Source organism: Pseudomonas sp. p106 (genome assembly GCF_003936645.1).
GTDB lineage: Bacteria > Pseudomonadota > Gammaproteobacteria > Pseudomonadales > Pseudomonadaceae > Aquipseudomonas > Aquipseudomonas putida_E.
Map to the genome: position 1 here is coordinate 36,796 of NZ_RHQR01000021.1, position 23,502 is coordinate 60,297.

General features: G+C 63.7%; 24 protein-coding genes. 22 read left to right on the forward strand and 2 right to left on the reverse strand.

Translation table 11 applies throughout. The features are described from left to right. The first annotated feature begins 99 nt into the window (after positions 1-99). The 8 genes from EGJ09_RS21855 to murB all read left to right on the forward strand — a co-directional run bounded on the left by EGJ09_RS21855 (position 100) and on the right by murB (position 6,972). A complete protein-coding gene (locus tag EGJ09_RS21855) occupies positions 100-2,313 on the forward strand; it encodes a DNA internalization-related competence protein ComEC/Rec2 (RefSeq protein WP_125924764.1) in 2,214 nt (737 codons plus the stop codon). Between the two features lie 111 nt (positions 2,314-2,424). Next, entirely contained in the window at positions 2,425-3,060 is a 636-nt protein-coding gene (locus EGJ09_RS21860) for a MotA/TolQ/ExbB proton channel family protein (RefSeq protein ID WP_039601022.1), read from the forward strand. Next, positions 3,057-3,491, forward strand: coding sequence for a biopolymer transporter ExbD (locus EGJ09_RS21865; protein ID WP_012313421.1), 435 nt, complete (start codon positions 3,057-3,059; stop codon positions 3,489-3,491). Before EGJ09_RS21860 ends, EGJ09_RS21865 begins: the two co-directional genes overlap by 4 nt. Then, entirely contained in the window at positions 3,491-4,501 is a 1,011-nt protein-coding gene (lpxK, locus tag EGJ09_RS21870) for a tetraacyldisaccharide 4'-kinase (RefSeq protein ID WP_119688514.1), read from the forward strand. The genes EGJ09_RS21865 and lpxK overlap by 1 nt, the downstream gene beginning before the upstream one ends. Positions 4,502-4,545: 44 nt before the next feature. Beyond that, entirely contained in the window at positions 4,546-4,731 is a 186-nt protein-coding gene (locus EGJ09_RS21875) for a Trm112 family protein (RefSeq protein ID WP_003247142.1), read from the forward strand. Continuing rightward, the gene (gene kdsB, locus EGJ09_RS21880; RefSeq protein WP_046786568.1) at positions 4,728-5,492 is read left to right on the forward strand and encodes a 3-deoxy-manno-octulosonate cytidylyltransferase; all 765 of its coding nucleotides are present in this window, start codon (positions 4,728-4,730) and stop codon (positions 5,490-5,492) included. The genes EGJ09_RS21875 and kdsB overlap by 4 nt, the downstream gene beginning before the upstream one ends. Then, the gene (locus EGJ09_RS21885) at positions 5,492-5,956 is read left to right on the forward strand and encodes a low molecular weight protein-tyrosine-phosphatase (RefSeq protein WP_115275614.1); all 465 of its coding nucleotides are present in this window, start codon (positions 5,492-5,494) and stop codon (positions 5,954-5,956) included. Before kdsB ends, EGJ09_RS21885 begins: the two co-directional genes overlap by 1 nt. Further along, complete coding sequence (gene murB / locus EGJ09_RS21890; RefSeq protein ID WP_125924765.1) at positions 5,953-6,972, forward strand: UDP-N-acetylmuramate dehydrogenase; 1,020 nt, start codon at positions 5,953-5,955, stop codon at positions 6,970-6,972. The genes EGJ09_RS21885 and murB overlap by 4 nt, the downstream gene beginning before the upstream one ends. Before the next feature lie 81 nt (positions 6,973-7,053). Here murB and rne read toward each other — a convergent pair whose 3' ends face one another. Beyond that, positions 7,054-10,266, reverse strand: a complete 3,213-nt coding sequence (gene rne / locus EGJ09_RS21895) for a ribonuclease E (protein WP_177433176.1) — start codon at positions 10,264-10,266, stop codon at positions 7,054-7,056. Between the two features lie 811 nt (positions 10,267-11,077). Between rne and rluC the strand changes: the two genes are divergently transcribed. From rluC to EGJ09_RS21915, 3 genes are read left to right on the forward strand one after another with little or no spacing between them, the layout of a single operon-like run. Then, positions 11,078-12,034, forward strand: coding sequence for a 23S rRNA pseudouridine(955/2504/2580) synthase RluC (gene rluC / locus EGJ09_RS21905; RefSeq protein ID WP_115275617.1), 957 nt, complete (start codon positions 11,078-11,080; stop codon positions 12,032-12,034). 3 nt (positions 12,035-12,037) lie between these two features. After that, positions 12,038-12,718, forward strand: a complete 681-nt coding sequence (locus EGJ09_RS21910; RefSeq protein ID WP_046786563.1) for an HAD family hydrolase — start codon at positions 12,038-12,040, stop codon at positions 12,716-12,718. A 2-nt stretch (positions 12,719-12,720) separates the two neighbouring features. Continuing rightward, positions 12,721-13,746: a S49 family peptidase gene (locus EGJ09_RS21915; protein ID WP_046786562.1), complete on the forward strand. Its 1,026-nt coding sequence runs from the start codon at positions 12,721-12,723 to the stop codon at positions 13,744-13,746. A gap of 78 nt (positions 13,747-13,824) precedes the next feature. Here the strand turns inward: EGJ09_RS21915 and EGJ09_RS21920 are convergent, their stop codons facing one another. Further along, positions 13,825-14,403: a nucleoside triphosphate pyrophosphatase gene (locus EGJ09_RS21920; RefSeq protein ID WP_046786561.1), complete on the reverse strand. Its 579-nt coding sequence runs from the start codon at positions 14,401-14,403 to the stop codon at positions 13,825-13,827. Between the two features lie 96 nt (positions 14,404-14,499). Here EGJ09_RS21920 and EGJ09_RS21925 point away from each other — a divergent pair, with 96 nt between their 5' ends. The 11 genes from EGJ09_RS21925 (at position 14,500) to EGJ09_RS21975 (ending at position 23,490) form a co-directional block, all read left to right on the forward strand. Next, on the forward strand, positions 14,500-15,027 hold the full coding sequence (locus EGJ09_RS21925) for a YceD family protein (protein ID WP_012313431.1): 528 nt from the start codon (positions 14,500-14,502) through the stop codon (positions 15,025-15,027). A gap of 13 nt (positions 15,028-15,040) precedes the next feature. Then, positions 15,041-15,223: a 50S ribosomal protein L32 gene (gene rpmF / locus EGJ09_RS21930; RefSeq protein WP_010223221.1), complete on the forward strand. Its 183-nt coding sequence runs from the start codon at positions 15,041-15,043 to the stop codon at positions 15,221-15,223. Between the two features lie 3 nt (positions 15,224-15,226). Further along, positions 15,227-16,237 carry a phosphate acyltransferase PlsX gene (gene plsX, locus EGJ09_RS21935; protein ID WP_080952128.1) on the forward strand — a complete coding sequence of 337 codons (1,011 nt, stop codon included), beginning with the start codon at positions 15,227-15,229 and terminating at the stop codon, positions 16,235-16,237. Between the two features lie 127 nt (positions 16,238-16,364). After that, on the forward strand, positions 16,365-17,303 hold the full coding sequence (fabD, locus tag EGJ09_RS21940) for an ACP S-malonyltransferase (RefSeq protein ID WP_046786559.1): 939 nt from the start codon (positions 16,365-16,367) through the stop codon (positions 17,301-17,303). A 16-nt stretch (positions 17,304-17,319) separates the two neighbouring features. Further along, positions 17,320-18,060: a 3-oxoacyl-ACP reductase FabG gene (gene fabG / locus EGJ09_RS21945; protein ID WP_008096412.1), complete on the forward strand. Its 741-nt coding sequence runs from the start codon at positions 17,320-17,322 to the stop codon at positions 18,058-18,060. A 203-nt stretch (positions 18,061-18,263) separates the two neighbouring features. After that, positions 18,264-18,500: an acyl carrier protein gene (acpP, locus tag EGJ09_RS21950; protein WP_039603098.1), complete on the forward strand. Its 237-nt coding sequence runs from the start codon at positions 18,264-18,266 to the stop codon at positions 18,498-18,500. A gap of 174 nt (positions 18,501-18,674) precedes the next feature. After that, on the forward strand, positions 18,675-19,919 hold the full coding sequence (gene fabF / locus EGJ09_RS21955; RefSeq protein WP_046786557.1) for a beta-ketoacyl-ACP synthase II: 1,245 nt from the start codon (positions 18,675-18,677) through the stop codon (positions 19,917-19,919). Continuing rightward, positions 19,919-20,734, forward strand: a complete 816-nt coding sequence (pabC, locus tag EGJ09_RS21960; RefSeq protein WP_125924767.1) for an aminodeoxychorismate lyase — start codon at positions 19,919-19,921, stop codon at positions 20,732-20,734. The genes fabF and pabC overlap by 1 nt, the downstream gene beginning before the upstream one ends. A gap of 4 nt (positions 20,735-20,738) precedes the next feature. Next, entirely contained in the window at positions 20,739-21,869 is a 1,131-nt protein-coding gene (gene mltG / locus EGJ09_RS21965; protein ID WP_046786555.1) for an endolytic transglycosylase MltG, read from the forward strand. Between the two features lie 9 nt (positions 21,870-21,878). After that, the gene (gene tmk, locus EGJ09_RS21970) at positions 21,879-22,511 is read left to right on the forward strand and encodes a dTMP kinase (protein WP_119688519.1); all 633 of its coding nucleotides are present in this window, start codon (positions 21,879-21,881) and stop codon (positions 22,509-22,511) included. Then, positions 22,504-23,490 (forward strand): DNA polymerase III subunit delta', encoded by a 987-nt coding sequence (locus EGJ09_RS21975; protein ID WP_046786553.1) that lies wholly within the window; start codon positions 22,504-22,506, stop codon positions 23,488-23,490. Before tmk ends, EGJ09_RS21975 begins: the two co-directional genes overlap by 8 nt. Positions 23,491-23,502 lie beyond the last annotated feature (12 nt).

Below are 23,502 nucleotides of genomic sequence, written 5' to 3' on the forward strand. Positions count from 1 at the left end.
CATCTCAGCCTCGTTCAGAGTTTGTGACAATTGTTGAGCGAGCCTTGGCGTCATTTCGTCTATGCCTGAGGGGTAACTGCGTTTCTGGAGCTCTAACTCATGCGCACAGGGATGTTTGCGCTGGCGCTCGGGCTGTTGTGCCTGGGCGTTCTCCCCGAATTGCCATCGGTCGGGTGGCTGTGGCTGCTGCTCGGCGGCGGCCTGGTTTGCCTGAGCACACGGCTGTGGCCGCTGGGCTGCTGCGTGCTGGGTATGTGCTGGGCTTGCTGGTCGGCGCAGGAGGCACTGGATGATCGCCTGGCCCCAGGCCTGGATGGCCGAACGCTGTGGCTGGAGGGCAGGGTGGTCGGCTTGCCGGCCCATACGCTGAGTGGTGTGCGCTTTGAGTTGGAGCAACCTCGCTCGCGCCGCGCTGCGTTGCCCCAGCGCCTGCAATTGCACTGGTTCGATGGCCCGCCGGTACGGGCTGGCGAGCGCTGGCGCCTGGCCGCGACCTTGCAGCGCCCGGCCGGGCTGCTCAACCCGCACGGTCCGGACCGGGAGGCGCAGTTGTTGGCCAGGCGTATCGGCGCCACTGGTACGGTCAAGGCGGGCCATGTGCTGGACGCCGCGCAGCCGGGTTGGCGTGACGCACTGCGCCAGCGCTTGTTGAGCGTCGCCGCGCATGGCCGGGAAGCGGCCCTTGTCGCGTTGGTGCTCGGCGATGGCGCCGGCCTGGCCCGTGAGGACTGGCAAGCGCTGCAGGCCACGGGCACGGTACACCTGTTGGTGATTTCGGGTCAGCACATCGGCCTGGTCGCCGGCCTGCTTTACGCCTTGGTCGCCGGCCTGGCGCGCTGGGGCCTGTGGCCACGGGCGCTACCCTGGTTGCCGTGTGCGTGCGGCCTGGCACTGGGCGCGGCGCTGGCCTATGGCTGGCTGGCCGGTGCGGGGGTGCCGGTGCAGCGCGCCTGCCTGATGCTGGCGGTGGTTCTGCTCTGGCGCCTGCGCTTTCGCCATCTTGGGGCGCTGTTCCCTTTGCTGCTGGCCCTCATCGGGGTGCTGGTCGCCGAGCCGCTTGCGCCGCTGCTGCCAGGGTTCTGGTTGTCGTTTGCGGCGGTGGCGACCCTGGTCTACTGCTTCAGCTCACGTCTGGGCCGCTGGCGGCCCTGGCAAGGATGGACCCGCGCCCAGTGGGTGATCGCCATCGGCTTGCTGCCGGTACTGATCGCCACCGGTTTGCCAGTCAGCCTGAGTGCGCCACTGGCCAACTTGCTGGCAGTGCCCTGGGTCAGCCTTGCGGTATTGCCCTTGGCGCTGCTTGGAACGTTGCTGCTGCCCTTGGCAGGGGTTGGTGAAGGCCTGTTGTGGTTGGCGGGTGGGCTGCTGGATGTCTTGTTCCGGTTGCTGGCTTGGGTGGCGCACTGGCGCCCGGCGTGGATACCGCCTGCTTTGCCGGTCTGGGCCTGGCTGATGGTCTGTTTGGGTGCGTTGCTGGTGCTGCTGCCGTCCGGTGTGCCCCTGCGCAGCCTGGGCGGGGCGATGCTGCTGGCGTTGTGGGTGCCCAGGGAGGCTGTGCCGCAGGGGCAGGTGGAGGTCTGGCAGCTGGATGTCGGGCAGGGCTTGGCGGTACTGCTGCGCACGCAAAACCATAGCCTGCTTTACGACGCCGGCCCGGCGCGGGGCGAGAGCGATCTGGGTGAGCGGGTGGTGTTGCCGACCCTGCACAAGTTGGGCGTAAAGCGCCTGGACATCATGCTGATCAGCCATGCCCATGCCGACCATGCAGGTGGCGCGCCGGCTGTCTACCGTGGGTTGCCGGTGTTGCGTGTGCTGGGCGGCGAAGTGTTGGAGGACCTTGCACTGCAGCCTTGTGCCAGTGATGAGCAGTGGGAATGGGATGGCGTGCGCTTTTCGCTGTGGCATTGGGCCCAAGGGCAGAGCAGCAACGACCGCTCTTGCGTGTTGCTGGTCGAGGCGCAGGGGGAGCGGCTGCTGTTGGCAGGCGATATGGAGGCGGGCGCCGAGCGCGCGTGGTTGGCGGCCCACGCGACGCCACGTATCGATTGGTTGCAATCACCGCACCATGGCAGCCGCAGTTCCTCGACAGAGGCATTCATCCGCGCTACGGCGCCGCGCGGCGTGCTGATTTCACGGGGGCGCAACAACGGTTTTGGGCATCCGCATGTGCAGGTGGTCGAGCGCTATCGGCGGCATGGGATGGCCATTCACGATACGGCGGTGGAGGGGGCCTTGCGGTTGCTGCTGGGCAACCATGGCGAAGTGGAAGGGGTGCGGGCGCAAAAGCGCTTTTGGCGGGGCAGCGCGCCGTGATGGTTGATGAGCCTGCCCTGGGTATAGCCACACAATTCCCTGACCTTCGGCAGATGAGCCCCCCGCGCGCCTATGTTAGAGTGGCGGCCTTTTTCCGAGGGGGCGTTTACTGTGTGGGAATTGGTCAAGTCCGGTGGTTGGATGATGCTGCCGATCATTCTGAGCTCCATCGCTGCCATGGCTATCGTCGTCGAGCGCCTGTGGACCCTGCGCGCCAGCCGCGTTACCCCGCCGCACCTGCTGGGCCAGGTGTGGATGTGGATCAAGGACAAGCAGCTCACCAGTGACAAGCTCAAGGCCCTGCGCGCCGATTCGCCGCTGGGTGAAATCCTCGCTGCGGGCCTGGCCAACTCGCGCCATGGCCGTGAAATCATGAAAGAGTGCATCGAGGAGTCTGCCTCGCGGGTCATTCATGAACTGGAGCGCTACATCAGCACCCTCGGTACCATCGCCGCGATGGCCCCACTGCTCGGCCTGCTGGGTACCGTGCTGGGCATGATCGATATCTTCAGCGCCTTCATGGGGTCGCAGATGACCGCCAATGCGGCGGTGCTGGCCAGTGGTATCTCCAAGGCCCTTGTCACTACGGCAGCCGGCCTGATGGTCGGCATCCCGGCAGTGTTCTTCCACCGCTTCCTGTTGCGCCGCATCGACGAACTGGTGGTGGGCATGGAGCAGGAGGCGATCAAGCTGGTGGAGGTCATCCAGGGCGACCGCGAAGTCGAAGTGGCCGGAGGCAAGGCGTGAAGTTCCGGCGCAATCGCCAGCGGGAGAACGTCGACATCAACCTGGCGTCGTTGATCGACGTGGTGTTTGTCCTGCTGCTGTTCTTCGTGGTCACCACCACCTTTACCCGTGAGACCCAGCTGCGTGTGGAGCTGCCCGAGGCCGTCAGCGCCGAACAGCCCGTCGCAGACCCGGAAAAGCTGGTGGAGGTCACCATCAGTGCAGACGGCGTGTATTCGGTGAACAATCACCTGTTGCCCAAGAGCGACCTGGCGACCCTGACCGAGGCGATCCAGCGCGAATCGGGCGGTGACAACACGCTGCCGCTGGCCATCAGTGCCGACGGCAAGACCCCGCACCAGGCCGTGATCACTGCGATGGATGCCGCCGGCAAGCTCGGTTTCAGCCAGCTGCGCATGACCACCGTCGAGGCCGCCCAGGGGACACCTTGATGGCGCTCGCTGACCGTCTGCTAGCCGCCTGGTACGCCGGGCACCCGGCCCTTGCCCTGCTGCGCCCGCTCGAGGCGCTTTACCGGCGGGTAGTGACGCGCAAGCGCGCACGGTTTCTCAGTGGCGAAAGCGCCAGCTACCGCGCCCCGGTACCGGTCATCGTGGTGGGCAACATCACCATTGGTGGCACCGGCAAGACGCCGATGATCCTCTGGTTGATCGAGCATTGCCGGCGCCAGGGGCTGAAGGTGGGGGTGGTCAGCCGCGGCTACGGTGCAGAACCGCCTCGCCTGCCCTGGCGTGTCGAAGCCTCGCAGAGTGCCGAGCAGGCCGGCGATGAACCGTTGCTGATCGTTCAGCGCACGGGTGTGCCGCTGATGATCGACCCCGACCGCTCCCGCGCCGTGCAGGCATTGCTGGCCAGCGAGCCGTTGGACCTGATCCTGTGTGACGACGGTATGCAGCACTACCGCCTGGCACGCGACCTGGAACTGGTGCTGATCGACGCTGCGCGTGGCCTGGGCAATGGCCGCTGCTTACCGGCCGGGCCCCTGCGCGAGCCTGCCGAGCGCCTGCAAGAGGCTGATGCGGTGCTGTTCAACGGCGCCAGCGCCGACCGCCCGGAGGGCTTCGCCTTTCGTCTGCAACCCAGTGCGCTGGTCAACCTGCGCAGTGGCGAGCGCCGCGCGCTCGACTTCTTCCCGGCGGGCCAGCGCCTGCATGCGGTAGCCGGTATCGGCAACCCGCAACGTTTCTTCAATACCCTGCTGGGGCTAAACTGGCAGCCGGTGCCGCATCCGTTCGCCGACCACGCCCAGTTCAGCGCTCAGAGCCTGGCTTTCAGCCCGCCACTGCCGTTGGTGATGACCGAGAAGGATGCGGTGAAGTGCCGCGCCTTCGCTGCCGATGACTGGTGGTACCTGGCCGTGGAGGCCCTGCCTACGCCGGCCTTCTGTGACTGGTTCGACAGCCAGCTGCAACGCTTGCTGCCTGGGCATCGAACGCCCTGAGCCCGCTTTTCAATTTCCGGCCATCTGGCCTCAAGGACGCTTCCATGGACACCAAACTGCTCGACATCCTGGCCTGCCCGATCACCAAGGGCCCGCTCAAGCTCAGCGCTGACAAGACCGAGCTGATCAGCAAGGGCGCAGGCCTGGCCTATCCGATTCGCGATGGCATCCCGGTGATGCTGGAAAGCGAGGCGCGTACCCTGACCGACGACGAGCGTCTGGACAAATGAGCTTGAACTTCACCGTGGTCATTCCCGCCCGCCTGCGCTCGACGCGCCTGCCGGGCAAGCCGTTGCTGCTGATCGCCGGCAAGCCGATGGTTCAGCATGTCTGGGAGCAGGCGCGCAAGAGCGGTGCCGGCCGTGTGGTCATCGCCACCGACGATGCCGGTATCGTCGAGGCTTGTCAGGCCTTTGGCGCTGAAGTGCTGATGACCCGCGCCGACCATGAGTCGGGTACCGACCGCCTGGCTGAAGTGGCTGCGCAGCTTGGCTTGCCTGCCGACGCCATCGTGGTCAACGTCCAGGGTGACGAGCCGCTTATTCCGCCGGTGATCATCGATCAGGTCGCAGCCAACCTGGCGGCGCATCCGGAGGCAGGTATTGCGACCCTGGCCGAGCCGATCCACGACCCTGAAACCGTGTTCAACCCCAATGCGGTCAAGGTGGTCAGCGACAAGAACGGCCTGGCCTTGAGCTTCAGCCGTGCGCCGCTGCCGTGGGCGCGTGACGCTTTCGCCAAGGACCGCGATCAACTGCCGCAGGGCGTGCCCTACCGTCGCCATATCGGCATGTACGCCTACCGCGTCGGTTTCCTTCAGGACTTCGTCAGCTGGGGCCCGTGCTGGCTCGAGCAGACCGAGGCGCTTGAGCAGCTGCGTGCGCTGTGGCATGGCGTGCGTATTCACGTGGCGGACGCCATCGAGGCGCCAGCAGTGGGTGTCGATACTGCACAAGACCTCGAGCGCGTGCGGCGCTTGCTGGAGGCCTGATGCGCGTCCTGTTCGTTTGCCTGGGCAATATCTGCCGGTCGCCCACCGCCGAAGGTGTGCTGCGTCATCAGTTGCAGGCCGCAGGCCTGGCTGGGCAGGTTCACGTGGCCTCTGCCGGTACCGGTGACTGGCACGTGGGCAAGGGGCCTGACAGCCGCACCTGCAAGGCCGCCCTGGCGCGGGGCTATGACCTGTCGCGACAGCGTGCCCAGCAAGTCAAGGCTGAGCACTTTGCCGAGTACGACCTGATTCTGGCCATGGATGAAAGCAACCTGGGCCACCTGCGCGCCATGCGTCCGTACAATGCGACTGGCGAGCTGGACCTGTTCCTGCGCCGCTATGAGGCGGCTGTGGATGAAGTGCCGGACCCTTACTACGGCGGTGCAGAGGGCTTCGAGCAGGTGCTGGACCTGATCGAGGCGGCCTGCCGTGAGCTGGTTGTCGAAATCAAGGGGCGGTTATGACGGCGCACTGGCAGGAGCAGGTTTCGCTCAAGCCTTACAACACCTTCGGCATCGATGTTAAAGCCCGCTACTTCGCCCAGGTACATACCGACGATGAGGTGCGCGAGGCCCTGGCGCAAGCGCGCCAGCGAGGGCTTGCGGTGATGGTGATCGGCGGCGGCAGCAACGTGCTGCTGACCCGTGATGTCGACGCGCTGGTGCTGCACATGGCCAGCCGTGGCCGCCACGTCCTTGGCGATGACGCGGGGCGTGTGCTGGTGGAGGCCGAGGCGGGTGAGCCCTGGCATCCCTTCGTGCAATGGTCGTTGCAGCAAGGCCTTTGTGGCCTTGAAAACCTCAGCCTTATCCCGGGCACGGTGGGCGCGGCGCCAATGCAGAATGTGGGTGCCTATGGGGTAGAGATCAAGGATGTGTTCGCCGGTTTGACGGCACTGGACCGGCAGACGGGCGAGCTGCGTGACTTCGGGCTTGAGGAATGCGCCTTCGGTTACCGCGACAGCCTGTTCAAGCGTAACCCTGGGCGTTGGTTGATCCTGCGGGTGCGTTTTGCCCTGAGCCACCGGCTGCAGGCCCATCTGGATTACGGCCCGGTGCGTCAGCGTCTGGCCGAGCAGGGCGTGCAGGAGCCGACGGCGCAGGCGATCAGCGACGCTATTTGCAGCATTCGCCGCGAGAAGCTGCCCGACCCGGCAGAGTTGGGCAATGCCGGCAGCTTTTTCAAGAACCCGGTCGTTGCCGTCGAACAGGTGGCGCGCATCCGCGCTGAGTTTCCAGGTGTGGTGGCTTATCCCCAGGCTGACGGGCAGGTGAAGCTGGCCGCAGGCTGGTTGATCGAGCAGGCCGGCTGGAAGGGTTATCGGGATGGCGATGCCGGCGTGCACCGCTTGCAGTCGCTGGTGCTGGTCAATTATGGCCAGGCGAGCGGGGCGCAGTTGCATGGCCTGGCGCAGCGCATTCAGGCGGATATCCTGGCGCGCTTCGGGGTTGAGCTGGAGATGGAACCCAACCTGTACTGAGGCCGGTGCAGGCACGACAAACGGCCAAGAAAAAGCCCCGCCAGTTCACACTGGCGGGGCTTTTTCATTCAGCCGTGGCTATCAACCGTGATGAGGCTTGTGCTCATCGGCGGTCTCCAGCGCTGGCGTGCCAGCAGCGGCCGCTTCCTGCGCAGCCTTGGCTGCCGCTTCGGCCTCACGCTTGCGACGACGCACTTCGCGTGGGTCGTTAGGGGCGCGGCCGTTAGGCAGCATGACGGTGGCCGCTTCGACCGCTGCCGGTGCTTCTACCGGGGCAGGTTCGGCGACTACAGGTGCTGCTTCAACTACGGTTGCTACAGGCTCGGCAGCCACTTCTGGCTGGGTTTCGACGACAGCAGAAGGCAGCTCGGCAGCCGGCGCTTGTTCAGCGGCGACCTGGGCTTTCTCTGCTTCACCTGCTTCGATGGCCGGTGCTTCGACAGGTGCCTCTACAGGCGCCTCGGCAACCACTACCGGCTCGACCGCAGGGGCCTGTTCGACTACCGGCTCAGGCGCAACTTCAACCACAGGCACGGCACTGGCTTGGACCGCGGCGACCGGCTCGCTGAGCGGCTGCTCGACCACCGGTGCAATGGCGATTTCCTCGGCCTTGGCGACGGCTTCGACCTGCTCGGCCGGCTGAGCGACTTCGCTGTTGTCGGTGGTCGCGGCTTCGGCACTGGCGCGTTCAGCCTGCTGGTTGGCTTGCGCTTCGGCGCCGGCACTGATGTTGCTGCTGGCGACAGCGGCGGTGACGGCCAGGCCGGCAGCCAGTTCGGCACCCAGCTCGGTGGCCTGGTGCTGTTGCGGTTGCTCGTCGCTGCCTTCTTCCTCGCTGCCTTCGATCAGCTCGCCATTGGCGTTGCGCTGGCGCTCACGACGGTTGCTGCGGCGACGCTGGCCGCGGGAGCGGCGGCGCGGACGCTCGTCATCGGAACCTTCCTGCTCGTCCTGTTGCAGCTCCTCGTTCGGCAGTTGCTCATCGGCGAGCTCTGCAGCCTTCTCGGCAGCCTGCTCAGCTTCACGTGGCTGGCGCTCTTCGCGTGGCGGGCGAGGCTGACGTTCTTCGCGCGGTGCGCGTTCTTCGCGAGGTGCACGCTCTTCACGTGGAGCGCGTTCTTCGCGTGGGGCACGCTCTTCACGAGGCGCACGTTCTTCGCGAGGTGCGCGTTCTTCGCGAGGCGCACGTTCTTCGCGTGGAGCACGCTCTTCACGTGGCTGGCGCTCTTCACGAGCGGCCGGTGCTGCATCCAGAGGCTCACGCAGTTCGCGGACGCGCTCTTCGCGGTTGCCGCGGCGGTCTTCGCGTGGCTGGCGAGGTGCGCGTTCTTCACGAGGTGCGCGCTCTTCACGAGGGGCACGTTCTTCACGAGGGGCGCGCTCTTCACGCGGCTGGCGCTCTTCACGCGGCGCACGCTCGGCGCGTTCTTCACGAGGTTTGCGCTCTTCGTCACGGCGGCCGTTGCGGTTGCGGCTCTGCTGGCGGCCGTTGCGACGCTCCTCGTTACGCTGAGTGCGCTCGGTGGCAGGCTTCTCGGCTGCGACCACCGGTGCGGCGGCAGGCTCTTCCTTGCCGGCGAACAGGCTGACCAGCGACTTCACCAGGCCTTTGAACAGGCTTGGCTCCGGAACGCTGGGTGCCGGGGCTGCCGGTGCGGCAGGCTGCTGTTCTTCGACAGCGCTCGGTACCGGAGCGTTGGCGCGGGCCGGTGCGGTCTTGACCGCTGCTTCCTGGCGCACCAGGGTGCGCGTGGCGGTCGGCTGCGGCGCTTCTTCGGTTTCGGTGGCGGCGATTTCGTAGCTGGACTGGTTGTTCAGCACTTCCGGGTTGTCGTCGCGCAGGCGCTGGACTTCGAAGTGCGGGGTTTCCAGGTGGTCGTTCGGCAGAATGATGATGCGGGCACGGGTGCGCAGTTCGATCTTGGTGATCGAGTTGCGCTTCTCGTTGAGCAGGAAGGCGGCCACCGGAATCGGTACCTGGGCGCGTACTTCGGCAGTACGGTCCTTCAGGGCTTCTTCTTCGATCAGGCGCAGGATGGCCAGGGACAGCGACTCGACATCACGGATGATGCCGGTGCCGGAGCAGCGCGGGCAGACGATGCCGCTGCTTTCGCCTAGCGACGGGCGCAGGCGCTGACGGGACATTTCCAGCAGGCCGAAGCGCGAGATGCGGCCGACCTGCACGCGGGCACGGTCTGCCTCGAGGGCTTCGCGTACTCGTTCTTCGACGGCGCGCTGGTTCTTCGCCGGCGTCATGTCGATGAAGTCGATGACGATCAGGCCGCCGATGTCACGCAGGCGCAGCTGGCGGGCGATTTCCTCGGCCGCTTCCAGGTTGGTCTGCAGGGCGGTTTCCTCGATGTCGCTGCCCTTGGTGGCGCGCGCCGAGTTGATGTCGATGGAAACCAGGGCCTCGGTCGGGTCGATCACGATCGAGCCGCCCGATGGCAGGTCGACGACGCGCTGGAAGGCGGTTTCGATCTGGCTTTCGATCTGGAAGCGGTTGAACAGCGGCACGCTGTCTTCGTACAGCTTGACCTTGCTGGCGTACTGCGGCATCACCTGGCGGATGAAGGTCAGGGCTTCTTCCTGGGCATCGATGCTGTCGATCAGCACTTCGCCGATGTCCTGGCGCAGGTAGTCGCGGATGGCGCGGATGATGACGTTGCTTTCCTGGTAGATCAGGAAGGGTGCAGCGCGATCCAGGGATGCTTCCTTGATGGCGGTCCACAGCTGCAGCAGGTAATCGAGGTCCCACTGCATTTCTTCGCTGCTGCGGCCAAGGCCAGCGGTGCGCACGATCAGGCCCATGTCGCCTGGCACGGTCAGGCCGTTGAGGGCTTCACGCAGTTCGTTGCGCTCTTCGCCTTCGATGCGGCGGGAGATGCCGCCAGCGCGTGGGTTGTTGGGCATCAGCACCAGGTAGCGACCTGCCAGGCTGATGAAGGTGGTCAGGGCGGCGCCTTTGTTGCCGCGCTCTTCCTTCTCGACCTGGACGATGACTTCCTGGCCTTCGCTCAGGACATCCTTGATGTTGACGCGGCCTTCAGGGGCTTTCTTGAAGTACTCGCGGGAGATTTCCTTCAGCGGCAGGAAGCCGTGACGTTCGGAGCCGAAGTCGACGAAGGCGGCTTCGAGGCTGGGCTCGATCCGGGTGATCTTGCCTTTGTAGATGTTGGCCTTTTTCTGCTCACGCGCGCCGGACTCGATGTCCAGGTCGTAGAGACGTTGGCCGTCCACCAGGGCTACACGCAACTCTTCGGGTTGAGTTGCGTTAATCAGCATTCTTTTCATGTTGTACCGTCGGTTTCCGGGCTGCCGGAAACGGCGTTCGGCACACACGACTTCTCATGGTCGGTGCCAAGGTGCGCAAAGGGTGGCCGGGCCACCCCCGTGTCGAGCAACGTTCGGCACCAGCCGGTTTCCCAGCCTGCCGTTGTCGCGACGACGCGTCCTGTTTGCTGCGGTGCCAAGAGGCCCCTGCGGTATCTGCAGAGATATCCGAATCGATATCCGAATCAACCCAGCAGGCCTCGTGCACTCAGTCAGGAGGAGGAATCAACCGTCAGCCGTGGACGCCCATGGGGCATCTGTTCAGGACCTTATCCGCTCGCCGGCCATTCACTGGGCCGGTGGCCGGACGCGGTGCTACACGGTCCGAGGGCTGTGCATCTCCACCCTGCACGTATCCCTGATAATTCGGGTGCTGCCGCGCGCTGAATCCGCAACGGGTTGCATTTTTCGCCAGCGCAGTTTCCGCGCTGACGCCATTCATGTCCAAGGCAGGTATTTCCGAAGCATTCGCCGTGCGTTGCGTGCAAGCGTCGGGGCGGGCAGAGGTGCAGCGAAAAGAAGCGGGTAAGCAGGTGAAACACCGCACTTGTCGTTTTTTTTCGGTCTTCTCTACACAGCGCTGGTGGCGATTCCAGGCAATTCGGTAAACTGGCGAAAACCCCGTAGGACGGCCTCGCGTCCTGCAGAATTGCGTTGGTCAGGGACCGGCCAAGGGCCTGGTTCCGCTGGCCTGCCGCTTTTGGCGGCGTTCGCGACTATAGCAGTAATGATTAAGTGCTTCAATTCCATAAAAAATTGTTATGATCCCTTGATGACGACCAATACCCCTCCGACTTCCGGCGTTCAGCTGATCGAAGTCGCGCCGGAGCTTGCCGGCCAACGCATCGACAATTTCCTCATCACGGCGCTCAAGGGTGTACCCAGAACGCTGGTCTACCGCATCCTGCGCAAAGGCGAGGTTCGGGTCAACAAGGGCCGTGTCAAGCCTGAGTACAAGATCCAGGCGGGTGACATCGTCCGTGTGCCCCCTGTGCGCCTCCCCGAGCGTGACGAGCCGGCCCCGGTTGCCCAGGGGCTGCTGCAGCGCCTGGAAGCTGCCATCGTCTACGAGGACAAGGCGCTGATCGTGATGAACAAGCCGGCCGGTATCGCCGTGCATGGCGGCAGTGGCCTGAGCTTCGGTGTGATCGAGGCGCTGCGCCAGTTGCGCCCCGATGCCAAGGAGCTGGAGCTGGTGCACCGCCTGGACCGCGACACCTCGGGCCTGCTGATGATTGCCAAGAAGCGCAGCATGCTGCGCCACCTGCATGCCGCGCTGCGTGGCGATGGGGTCGACAAGCGCTACATGGCGCTGGTGCGTGGCCACTGGCCTACCTCGAAGAAGCAGGTCAATGCTCCGTTGCTCAAGAGCAACCTGCGTTCGGGCGAGCGTATGGTCGAGGTGAACGAGGAGGGCAAGGAGGCGCTCACCCTGTTCCGTGTGCTTCGCCGTTTCGGCGAGTTCGCCACCATTGTCGAGGCGCGCCCCATCACGGGGCGTACCCATCAGATTCGCGTACATACTCTGCACGCTGGCCACATGATCGCTGGTGACAGCAAGTACGGCGACGAGGATTTCAGCCGCGAAATTCGTGACTTGGGAGGCAAGCGCCTGTTCCTGCACGCCTATGCGCTCACGGTGCCGCTGCCTGATGGTGGTGAGCTCAAGCTCGAAGCGCCTGTGGACGAAGTCTGGGCGAAAACCGTGGAGCGTCTGGGGGCGTCCTGATTCATGAAAAAGTCTTACGAGTTGCTGATCTTCGACTGGGACGGCACCTTGGCCGACTCGATCGGGCGGATCGTCGAGGCGATGAATGCCGCCGCCGAGCGCGCCGGTGAGGCGCCAAGCCCGGAGGAGGCGGTCAAGGGCATCATCGGCCTGGCGCTTGGTGAAGCCATTTCAACCCTCTATCCGCACCTCGATCCTGTGCAGGTCGAAACCTTCCGTCAGCACTATGCCGACATCTATACGGCGCTTGATCAGCAGCCTTCTCCGTTGTTCGAGGGGGTGGTCGAGTCGCTGGATGCCTTCCGGGTCGAGGGTTATCGCCTGGCAGTGGCGACCGGCAAGGCGCGTCGTGGTCTGGATCGGGTGCTCAAGGCCAATGGCTGGGAGCGGTTTTTCGACATCACCCGCGCCGCTGATGAGACCCGTGGCAAGCCGCACCCGCTGATGCTCGAGGAAATTCTAGGGCATTGCGGTGTCGAACCTGGGCGGGCGCTGATGGTCGGAGATTCGGCATTCGATCTGCTGATGGCCAATAACGCCGGTATGCATTCTGTGGCCGTGGGCTATGGTGCCATGTCGCTGCAGGCGTTGGCCGAGTTCGGTCCGCAAGTGTGCATCGATCACTTTTCCCAGCTGCGCGAGTGGCTGGCAGGTTCTGCGCAAATCCAATTCCAAGGTAGGTGAGCATGGTTGACGAGTGGAAAGCACCCGGTTCCGAGACTGAAGAAGAGCGCCTGGCGCGCGAAGACCGTCAAGAGGATGAGCGTGTAGAGCGCAAAAGCTGGAAGCTGCTGGAGAAGACCCTGCTGGCCGGTGTCCAGGAGCAGCGCAGGGCGCGTCGCTGGGGGATCTTCTTCAAGCTGCTGACCTTCGTCTACCTCTTCGGTGTATTGGCCCTGTTCCTGCCTTGGACGGATATGGACAAGGCCGCTTCGCGCAGCACCAGCCATACCGCATTGGTGGAAGTGCGCGGGGTGATCGCCGATCAGGAAGCTGCCAGTGCCGACAATCTGGTCAAGAGCCTGCGCGAGGCGTTCAAGGATCCAAAGACCAAGGCCGTGGTCATGCGTATCAATAGCCCCGGAGGCAGCCCGGTGCAGGCAGGCTATGTCTATGACGAGATTCGCCGGCTGCGCGGCGAGTATCCGGACATCAAGCTGTACGCGGTAATCGCTGACCTGGGTGCGTCGGGTGCCTATTACATTGCCAGTGCGGCGGACGAGATCTATGCCGACAAGGCCAGCCTGGTGGGGTCCATTGGTGTGACGGCGGCCGGGTATGGCTTTGTGGGGTCGATGGAGAAGCTTGGTGTGGAACGGCGCACGTATACCGCCGGTGAGCACAAGGCCTTCCTGGATCCGTTCTCGCCGGAGAAGCCTGAAGAGCGGGCGTTCTGGCAGGGCGTGCTGAATACCACCCATCAGCAGTTCATTGCCATGGTCAAGCAGGGCAGGGGTGATCGCCTGAAAGACAAGGAGCACCCTGAGCTGTTCAGTGGCCTGGTGTGGTCGGGTGAGCAGGCCAAGGCGCTGGGGCTTGTCGATGGCCTGGGTAGCGCGAGCTATGTGGCGCGTGAGATCGTGGGGGAGAAGGAGTTGGTCGATTTCACGGTCGAAGAGTCACCGTTCGATCGCTTCTCCAAGCGCATTGGTGCCAGCGTGGCGGAGAAGTTGGCCATGTACATGGGCTTCCAGGGGCCTGCCTTGCGCTGAGTGCTTGCCTGGCCCCATCGCCGGCAATTGCTGCATAAGGCTTGCGGGTGATGGGGCGCAAGACCGCCTCTGGTGGTCTCAGGGCACTGTCACGCCTTCCGTGCTCAGCATATCCACCAGCCGGATCAACGGCAGCCCGATCAGGCTGGTGGCATCGCACCCGTGGGTGCTCTTGAACAAGCTCACACCCAGCCCCTCGGCCTTGAAGCTGCCCGCGCAATCGAGCGGCTGCTCGGCCGTCACGTAGCGCTCCACGCGCTCCCGGTCCAGTTCCCGCATCGTTACGGTAAACGGCACGCAATCGACCTGGCATTGCCCTGTGGCGGTGTTCAGCAGTGCCACCCCGGTCAGGAAGGTGACGTGCTGTCCGCTGGCCTCCAGCAATTGCTCGCAGGCGCGCTCGAAACTGTGCGGCTTGCCCAGAATCTGCTCGCCCAGTACCGCGACCTGGTCGGAGCCGATGATCAGGTGCTGCGGGTGGCTGCCGGCCAGTGCCTCGGCCTTCTGCCTGGCCAGGCGTCGCACCAGCTCTGTGGCGGGCTCGTCAGCGAGCCGCCGCTCGTCAAGGTCGGGGCTTGCCCAGGTGAAGGGCAGGCCCAGGCGCGCGAGCAGTTCGCGCCGGTAAGGGGAGCTGGAAGCCAGCAACAAAGGCAGCATGGTAGACTCCTGATCAGTTGATCCCGATTCTAACATGCAACATACCGCCGAATTTCCTTTGACAGGTGCAGGGGGCATCCCTAGAATGCTGCGCCTATGTTGAATGACCCGATTCCACCTCACGTTGACCCGCGCAAATTAGCCGATCGTGGCGTAACCCTTAACGGTTCGCTGCAACTCGCTGATTTGGAAAGACTCTGCGACCCGCTTTCCGACAATGTCGGTACGGTGCAGGCGAAGTTCGATTTTGAACGAGATGAACAGCACGTGGTGGTTATCCACAGCGAGCTGGATGTCGAAGTCAAAATGGTTTGCCAGCGTTGTCTTGAGCTGGTCACCCTGCCGATTCACAGCGAATGTACTTACGCTGTGGTGAAGGAGGGTGCGAATACCCAGTCGTTGCCGAAAGGCTATGACGTGCTGGAACTGGGCGAAGATCCTTTGGATCTGCAGGCCTTGATCGAGGAGGAGCTTCTGCTCGCCTTGCCCATCGTGCCTGCTCATCATCCGGAAGAATGCCAGCAGCCGGCGGGCGCAGACGAGCCCGAATCGAGCAAGGACGAGGTATCGCGGTCCAACCCGTTCAGTGTTTTGGCGCAGTTAAAGCGTGACCCAAACGTTTAGGAGTTAATCAATTATGGCTGTTCAGCAGAACAAAAAATCCCGCTCTGCCCGTGACATGCGCCGTTCGCACGACGCTCTGTCGGAAAACGCGCTGTCGGTAGAAAAGACCACCGGTGAAGTACACCTGCGTCACCACGTATCGCCAGAAGGCGTATACCGTGGTCGTAAAGTGATCGACAAGGGCGCTGACGAGTAATCCTTGTCTGCTCAGATCATCGCGATCGACGCAATGGGCGGGGACTTCGGTCCCCGCAGCATTGTCCAGGCTAGCATAGCCTGCCTTTCGGCTACCCCCTCGCTGCACCTGACCCTCGTCGGTCAACCATCCCTCCTAGAAGATCTTGTCAGTGGCCTTGCGGCTGCGGATCGTGCGCGCCTGCAGATTGTCGCTGCCAGTGAGGTGATCGGTATGGACGAGCGGCCATCCCAGGCGCTGCGCGGCAAGCCGGACTCGTCGATGCGCATCGCCCTTGAACTGGTGCGTGATGGCAAGGCCCAGGCCTGCGTCAGTGCCGGCAATACCGGCGCGCTGATGGCGTTGTCGCGCTTGGTGCTCAAGACGCTGCCGGGTATCGATCGGCCTGCCATGGTCGCGGCTATCCCGACTCAGGCGGGGTACTGCCAGTTGCTCGACCTGGGTGCCAATGTCGACTGCAGTGCCGAAAACCTCTACCAGTTCGCTGTAATGGGCTCGGTGGCCGCACAGGCCTTGGGTGTCCAGCGCCCGCGGGTGGCACTGTTGAATATCGGCACCGAGGACATCAAGGGCAATCAGCAGGTCAAGCTGGCAGCCACGCTGTTGCAGAACGCTCGCGGCCTCAATTATGTCGGCTTCGTCGAAGGTGATGGCCTTTATCGGGGGGAGGCGGACGTGGTGGTGTGCGACGGCTTTGTCGGCAATATCCTGCTCAAGTCCAGCGAGGGCCTGGCGACGATGATCGCTGCGCGCATCGAAAAACTGTTCAAGGGTGGCCCGTTGTCACGTGTTGCCGGGGCCGTCGCGATGCCGCTGCTCAAGCGTCTGCAGGCCGACCTGGCGCCGGCGCGGCATAATGGGGCAAGTTTTCTGGGGCTGCAGGGTATCGTCATCAAGAGCCATGGCTCGGCCGGCGTGCAGGGCTTTCAAAGCGCCATCCAGCGTGCGCTGATCGAGATCCAGGAAAACCTCCCGCAGCGCTTGCACGGGCGCCTTGAAGACCTGTTGCCTTAGGCATTTCGCCGATGAAGTGCTTAAATGTGACCGCTTGGTCCGCGTTTCCATCCAAGTTTTCAGTTTCCGCGTCTAGTCTTTGGCTCGGCGCACCCTATCCGACGACAAGATCATAAGGGCTTGTTCAATGTCTGCATCCCTCGCATTCGTCTTCCCCGGTCAAGGTTCCCAGTCGCTGGGCATGCTCAAAGAACTGGGCGCTGAAAAGCCGGTGATCGTTGAGACCTTCAAGGAAGCCTCCGAGGCTCTGGGTTACGACCTGTGGGAGCTGGTCCAGGAAGGCCCGGAAGAGCAACTCAATCAAACCGACAAGACCCAACCGGCCATCCTCACTGCCTCCATCGCCCTGTGGCGCCTGTGGCTGGAGGAGGGTGGCGCGCAGCCGGCCTTCGTGTCGGGCCACAGCCTGGGCGAGTACAGCGCTCTGGTCGCTGCTGGCAGCCTGTCGCTCAAAGACGCCGTCAAGCTGGTCAAGCGCCGTGGCGAACTGATGCAGGAGGCCGTGCCGGCCGGTCATGGCGCCATGGCCGCCATCCTCGGCCTGGGCGACGATGATGTGAAGGCCATTTGCGCCGAAGCGGCCGAAGATGAAGTGGTCAGTGCAGTCAACTTCAACTCGCCGGGCCAGGTGGTCATCGCCGGCAACGTCGCGGCGGTCAATCGTGCCATCGAGCTGTGCAAGGCCAAGGGCGCCAAGCGCGCCTTGCCGCTGCCGGTCAGCGTGCCGTCGCACTGCGCCCTGATGAAGCCGGCTGCCGATCGTTTCGCCGAGCACGTCAATGCCGTCGAATGGAAGGCGCCGCAGATTCCGGTAGTGCAGAACGTTACTGCCGCCGTCGCCGCCGACCTCGACACCCTCAAGCAGGATCTGCTGGCGCAGCTGTATCAGCCGGTTCGCTGGGTTGAATGCGTGCAGACCCTCGCTGCGAACGGCGCGGTCAACCTGGTCGAATGTGGCCCGGGCAAGGTGCTGGCTGGCCTGAACAAGCGTTGCGCCGACGGTGTGACCACCTACAACCTCAATACCCCCGACGCCGTCGCCGCCACCCGTGCGGCGCTGGCCTGAATTTGGAGAAGCTTGCATGAGCCTGCAAGGTAAAGTTGCACTGGTTACCGGCGCCAGCCGGGGTATCGGCCAGGCCATCGCCCTCGAGCTGGGCCGCCAGGGCGCTACCGTGATCGGTACCGCCACCTCGGCTTCCGGTGCCGAGCGCATCGCTGCCACCCTGAAAGAGCACGGTATCACCGGTACCGGCATGGAGCTGAACGTCACCAGCGCCGAGTCGGTGGAGGCGGTACTGGGTGCCATCGGCGAGCAGTTCGGTGCCCCGGCCATTCTGGTCAACAACGCTGGCATCACCCGCGACAACCTCATGCTGCGCATGAAGGACGACGAGTGGTTCGACGTGATCGACACCAACCTGAACAGCCTCTACCGTTTGTCCAAGGGCGTGCTGCGTGGCATGACCAAGGCGCGTTGGGGTCGTATCATCAGCATCGGCTCGGTCGTCGGTGCCATGGGTAACGCTGGCCAGGCCAACTATGCGGCCGCCAAGGCCGGCCTGGAAGGCTTCAGCCGCGCCCTGGCGCGTGAAGTCGGCTCGCGCGGCATCACCGTCAATTCGGTGACCCCGGGCTTCATCGATACCGACATGACCCGCGAATTGCCAGAAGCGCAGCGCGAAGCCCTGCAGACCCAGATTCCGCTGGGCCGCCTGGGTCAGGCCGAAGAAATCGCCAAGGTGGTTTCCTTCCTGGCATCCGACGGCGCAGCCTATGTCACCGGCGCTACCGTGCCGGTGAACGGCGGGATGTACATGTAACACTGCAACTCAATGTGACGGATTGCTTAAAAAAAGAGTCATACTCCCAGCCTAAAATCCGTTATAAAGCTGCAACCAGATTCCAGGCAGGGGGCAGGGTGACTGAAGCGAAGGTGCGTTCCGCTTGAAAAGCGAACGTCTTTCTATAAAATTGGTCACCGGCCAGCTGCCTGACATATATCCATTAGGAGTGAAAACTAGGTATGAGCACCATCGAAGAACGCGTCAAGAAAATCGTCGCCGAGCAACTGGGCGTCAAGGAAGAGGAAATCAAGAACGAATCTTCTTTCGTTGATGATCTGGGTGCCGACTCGCTTGACACCGTTGAGCTGGTGATGGCTCTGGAAGAGGAATTCGAGACCGAAATCCCTGACGAAGAAGCCGAGAAGATCACTACCGTTCAAGCTGCCATCGACTACGTCAACGCCCACCAGGCTTAAGACGCTGTAGTCGACGCTTCTTGTCGAGAAGAACCGCACTGCCTTTGCCGGCGTGCGGTTTTTTCTTTGCGAAGGTCCTGCAATGATCCGCGGGCTTCGAGAGCCTGTTGCCATTTCATTCCATTGCCTTGAATGCAATGGCAAGAGACTCTGTTATTAGAAAAGGAGAGTACTGTGTCGCGTAGACGCGTCGTGGTCACTGGTATGGGTATGCTGTCGCCACTGGGTACGGATGTACCGAGCACCTGGCAGGGCATTCTGGCTGGCCGCAGTGGCATCGGTCCGATCGAGCATACGGACCTTTCTGCCTACTCCACCCGTTTTGGCGGCTCGGTGAAGGGCTTTGAGGTCGAGCAGTACCTGTCGGCCAAGGAAGCTCGCAAGCTTGACTTGTTCATCCAGTACGGCCTGGCGGCCGGTTTCCAGGCGGTACGCAATGCCGGCCTGGAAGTCACCGACGCCAACCGCGAGCGCATTGGCGTGGCCATGGGTTCTGGGATCGGCGGCCTGACCAATATCGAAGAAACCAGCCGCACCTTGCACGATCAAGGCCCGCGCCGCATTTCGCCGTTCTTCGTGCCAGGCTCGATCATCAACATGATCTCCGGCTTCCTGTCGATCCATCTGGGGTTGCAGGGCCCCAATTATGCCATTGCCACTGCCTGCACCACTGGCACCCACTGCATCGGCATGGCTGCTCGCAACATCGCCTACGGTGAAGCCGACGTGATGATCGCCGGTGGCGCCGAAATGGCCGCTTGCGGCTTGGGCATGGGTGGCTTCGGTGCTTCTCGCGCACTGTCGACCCGCAACGATGAGCCGGCCCGTGCCAGCCGCCCGTGGGACAAGGGGCGTGACGGTTTTGTACTCTCCGACGGCGCCGGTGCGCTGGTGCTCGAAGAGCTGGAGCATGCCCAGGCCCGTGGTGCGACCATCTATGCCGAGCTGGTTGGTTTCGGCATGAGCGGCGACGCTTACCACATGACTTCGCCACCCGACAGTGGCGAAGGCGCTGCGCGCTGCATGGCCAACGCCTTGCGTGATGCTGGCATCCAGCCGGCTGAGGTCAGCTACATCAACGCCCACGGTACCTCGACTCCGGCTGGCGATATCGCTGAAGTCGCGGCGATCAAGCGCGTGTTTGGCGAGCACGCCTACAAGCTGGCTGTCAGCTCGACCAAGTCGATGACCGGTCACCTGCTGGGGGCTGCGGGCGCTGTAGAGGCCATCTTCAGCGTGCTGGCGATCAACAGCCAGATGGCACCGCCAACCATCAACCTCGATGAGCCGGACGAAGGCTGCGACCTCGACTTCGTGCCCCATCAGGCGCGCAGCATGCCGATCGACGTAGTGCTGTCCAACTCGTTCGGCTTTGGTGGCACCAACGGCTCGCTGGTGTTCCGCCGGTTCGCCGGCTGATGCACAGCTGGATCGACGGCCAGCCCGCGACTGCGGTCAACCTGCAGAACCGTGGCCTGGCGTACGGCGATGGTCTGTTCGAGACCATCGCCGTACGCAGTGGCCGCCCCAGCATGCTGGACGGTCACCTGGCACGTCTGGCCCTGGGCTGCCAGCGCCTGGCAATCAATGCCGACCTGGCGTTGGTGCGCGATGAAATCCTGCGTTATGCCAGCCAGCTGGGTGACGGTGTCGCCAAGCTGATCCTCACCCGGGGCGACAGCCAGCGTGGCTATGCGCCGTTGGCAGGTGCCGCGCCGCGGCGCATCCTGATGGGCAGCCCGCTGCCCGGCTACCCTGCCGAACATGCCGAACACGGTGTGCGTCTTTTCCCTTGCCAGACTCGGCTTGGGGAACAACCGTTGCTGGCAGGCCTCAAACACCTCAACCGCCTGGAGCAGGTGCTGGCCCGTGCCGAATGGCAGGACAGCGAGCATGCCGAAGGCTTGATGTGTGATGGGCAAGGCAGGCTGGTCGAAGGTGTTTACAGCAATCTTTTCCTGGTGCGCGGTGGCGTGTTGCTTACTGCCGAGCTCAGCCGTTGCGGCGTGGCAGGGGTGATGCGCGGTGCGTTGCTGGAACAGGCGCAGGCACTGGCCATCCCGGTGCAGGTGCGTGACCTGCCGTTCGACGAGCTTGCGCTGGCCGATGAGGTATTCATCTGCAACAGCGTTTATGGGGTCTGGCCTGTGCGGGCTTTTGCTGCGCTGAACTGGTCGCCGGGCCCGCTCACCCGTAAACTGCAGGCCTTTGCCCGTACGTTACTGGATACCTGAATTCGTGAGACGCAAAATCCTGCTGCTGCTGGAAATGGGCTTGATCCTGGCCGGCCTGGCATTGGGCTGGTCTGCCTGGAAGGTCAACTCGGTGCTGGAGCAGCCCTTGCGCGTGACGCAGGAGCAACTGCTCGACGTGCCCAGTGGCACCAACCCCAATCGCATGTTCTACCGCATGGAGGGCGAGGGGTTGCTCGATGACGCCTTCTGGTTGCGCCTGTACTGGCGCTTCAACATGGCCGGCACACCCCTGAAAACCGGCGAATATCGCATCACGCCGGGCATGACCGTCGAAGCGTTGTTCGACGCCTGGCGCCGTGCCGATGTGGTGCAGTACAACCTGACCCTGGTGGAGGGTTGGACGTTCCGCCAGGTGCGTTCGGCGATCGCCAGGCACGAGAAGATCAAGCACACCCTCGATGGCCTTACCGACTCCGAAGTCATGGACAAGCTTGGCCACACCGGCGTGTTTCCGGAGGGCCGCTTCTTCCCTGATACCTACCGTTTCGTGCGGGGCATGAGTGACGTCGAGCTGCTGCAGCAGGCCTATATGCGGCTGGACGAAGTGCTGGCCAAAGAGTGGGCCGAGCGCGCCACCGACTTGCCTTATCGTGACCCGTACCAGGCGTTGATCATGGCCTCGTTGGTGGAGAAGGAAACCGGCATCCCTCAGGAGCGCGGGCAGATTGCCGGGGTGTTCGTTCGTCGCCTGCGGCTGGGCATGATGCTGCAGACAGACCCTACGGTCATCTACGGCATGGGCGAACGCTACAACGGCAGAATCACCCGTGCCGACCTGCGTGAGCCAACGCCTTACAACACCTATACCATCTCTGGTCTGCCGCCCACGCCGATCGCCATGGTCGGTCGAGAGGCGATCCACGCTGCGCTCCATCCAGCCGATGGCACCAGCCTGTACTTCGTCGCCCGGGGTGATGGCAGCCATGTGTTCTCCGATGACTTGGACGATCACAATTCTGCAGTGCGCGAGTATCAGCTCAAGCGTCGTGCAGACTACCGGTCAAGCCCCGCTCCCCAAGCGTCGCCAGAGTCTGGCGAACCCTCTGCCCAGGACCCGGCACCGGCCAGCGACCCCGCGCCGGCCGACGCGCCTGCGGCTGACGAACAACATTAAGGACTGCCTGTGAGCGGCTTGTTTATTACCCTGGAAGGCCCCGAAGGCGCGGGCAAAAGTACCAACCGTGATTACCTGGCAGCACGCCTGCGAGAGCAGGGGCTGGATGTGGTGCTTACCCGCGAGCCTGGCGGTACTCCGCTGGCTGAAAAGGTCCGCGAACTGCTGTTGGCACCCAGTGATGAAGTGATGGCTGCCGACACCGAGCTGTTGTTGGTGTTCGCCGCGCGCGCTCAGCATCTGGCGCAGGTGATCCGCCCGGCGCTGGAGCGTGGGGCCGTGGTGCTATGTGATCGTTTCACGGACGCTACCTACGCCTACCAAGGCGGTGGCCGCGGCCTTTCGGTAGAGCGGATCGCCGTGCTCGAGCAGTTTGTCCAAGATGAGCTGCGCCCCGACCTGACGCTGGTTTTCGACCTGCCGGTGGAAGTAGGTTTGGCCCGTGCTGCTGCCCGTGGGCGGCTGGATCGTTTCGAGCAGGAGGGCCAGGCCTTCTTCGAGGCCGTGCGCCAGGCTTACCTGCAGCGCGCCCGGCGCGAGCCGCAGCGCTACGACCTGCTGGACGCGGCGCAGCCGCTGGAAGCCGTGCAGCGCGCCATTGACGCGCTGTTGCCGGGCATCCTGGAGCGTTGCCGTGGCTGAAGCCTACCCTTGGCAGCAGGCGCTGTGGCAGCAGTTGGCGGGGCGTGCGCAGCATGCCCACGCCTACCTGCTGCACGGGCCGCAGGGTATCGGCAAGCGCGCCTTGGCCGAGCGCCTGATGGCCCGCTTGTTGTGCCAGCAGCCACAGGGGCTTGATGCCTGCGGGCAGTGCAAGTCCTGCTTGCTGCTCAAGGCGGGCAGCCATCCGGACAACTTTGTGCTGGAGCCTGAAGAGGCTGACAAGCCGATCAAGGTCGATCAGGTGCGCGAGCTGGTGTCGTTCGTCGTGCAGACGGCGCAGTTGGGCGGGCGCAAGGTCATCCTGATCGAGCCGGTCGAGGCGATGAACGTCAATGCGTCCAACGCCCTGCTCAAAAGCCTGGAAGAGCCTTCCGGCGACACCGTGCTGCTGCTGGTCAGCCACCAGCCCAGCCGGCTGTTGCCGACCATCAAGAGCCGCTGCCAGCAGGTCAGCTGCCCGCAGCCGAGCCTTGCCCAGAGCCAGGCCTGGCTGGCCACTGCGCTGGCCGGCAGTGACGAGGCCGAGCGTGACGAGCTGCTGACCCTCGCTGCCGGCTCGCCGTTGATGGCGGTGAACCTGCAGGCCCAAGGTGTGCGCGAGCAACGTGCGCTGGTGACCGATGGGGTGAAAAAGCTGCTCAAGCAGCAGCAATCACCCAGTCAGCTGGCCGAGGCGTGGAGTGGTGTGCCCTTGTTGCTGCTGTTTGACTGGTTCTTCGACTGGTCGCACCTGATCCTGCGTTATCAATTGACCCAGGACGAGGAGGGGCTAGGCTTGGCCGATATGCGCAAGGTGGTGCAATACCTTGCGCAGAAGAGCCGGCAGGCCAAGGTGCTCGAGGTGCAGGCGTGGATTCTCGAGCAGCGCCAGAAGGTGCTGGGCAAGGCCAACCTCAACCGCGTGCTGCTGCTGGAAGCCTTGTTGGCCCATTGGGTGCAGTTGCCCGGCTCCCGCTGATTTTTCATTTTT

Bases quoted from the DNA above. Each gene is read 5' to 3' on its own strand.
- rne (WP_177433176.1), bottom strand. From the start codon at position 10,266: ATGAAAAGAATGCTGATTAACGCAACTCAACCCGAAGAGTTGCGTGTA.
- lpxK (WP_119688514.1), top strand. From the start codon at position 3,491: ATGGCGCTCGCTGACCGTCTGCTAGCCGCCTGGTACGCCGGGCACCCG.
- rluC (WP_115275617.1), top strand. From the start codon at position 11,078: ATGACGACCAATACCCCTCCGACTTCCGGCGTTCAGCTGATCGAAGTC.
- EGJ09_RS21925 (WP_012313431.1), top strand. From the start codon at position 14,500: ATGTTGAATGACCCGATTCCACCTCACGTTGACCCGCGCAAATTAGCC.
- kdsB (WP_046786568.1), top strand. From the start codon at position 4,728: ATGAGCTTGAACTTCACCGTGGTCATTCCCGCCCGCCTGCGCTCGACG.
- rpmF (WP_010223221.1), top strand. From the start codon at position 15,041: ATGGCTGTTCAGCAGAACAAAAAATCCCGCTCTGCCCGTGACATGCGC.
- EGJ09_RS21885 (WP_115275614.1), top strand. From the start codon at position 5,492: ATGCGCGTCCTGTTCGTTTGCCTGGGCAATATCTGCCGGTCGCCCACC.
- EGJ09_RS21855 (WP_125924764.1), top strand. From the start codon at position 100: ATGCGCACAGGGATGTTTGCGCTGGCGCTCGGGCTGTTGTGCCTGGGC.
- acpP (WP_039603098.1), top strand. From the start codon at position 18,264: ATGAGCACCATCGAAGAACGCGTCAAGAAAATCGTCGCCGAGCAACTG.
- EGJ09_RS21920 (WP_046786561.1), bottom strand. From the start codon at position 14,403: ATGCTGCCTTTGTTGCTGGCTTCCAGCTCCCCTTACCGGCGCGAACTG.
- fabG (WP_008096412.1), top strand. From the start codon at position 17,320: ATGAGCCTGCAAGGTAAAGTTGCACTGGTTACCGGCGCCAGCCGGGGT.
- EGJ09_RS21915 (WP_046786562.1), top strand. From the start codon at position 12,721: ATGGTTGACGAGTGGAAAGCACCCGGTTCCGAGACTGAAGAAGAGCGC.
- fabD (WP_046786559.1), top strand. From the start codon at position 16,365: ATGTCTGCATCCCTCGCATTCGTCTTCCCCGGTCAAGGTTCCCAGTCG.
- EGJ09_RS21875 (WP_003247142.1), top strand. From the start codon at position 4,546: ATGGACACCAAACTGCTCGACATCCTGGCCTGCCCGATCACCAAGGGC.
- murB (WP_125924765.1), top strand. From the start codon at position 5,953: ATGACGGCGCACTGGCAGGAGCAGGTTTCGCTCAAGCCTTACAACACC.
- pabC (WP_125924767.1), top strand. From the start codon at position 19,919: ATGCACAGCTGGATCGACGGCCAGCCCGCGACTGCGGTCAACCTGCAG.
- EGJ09_RS21910 (WP_046786563.1), top strand. From the start codon at position 12,038: ATGAAAAAGTCTTACGAGTTGCTGATCTTCGACTGGGACGGCACCTTG.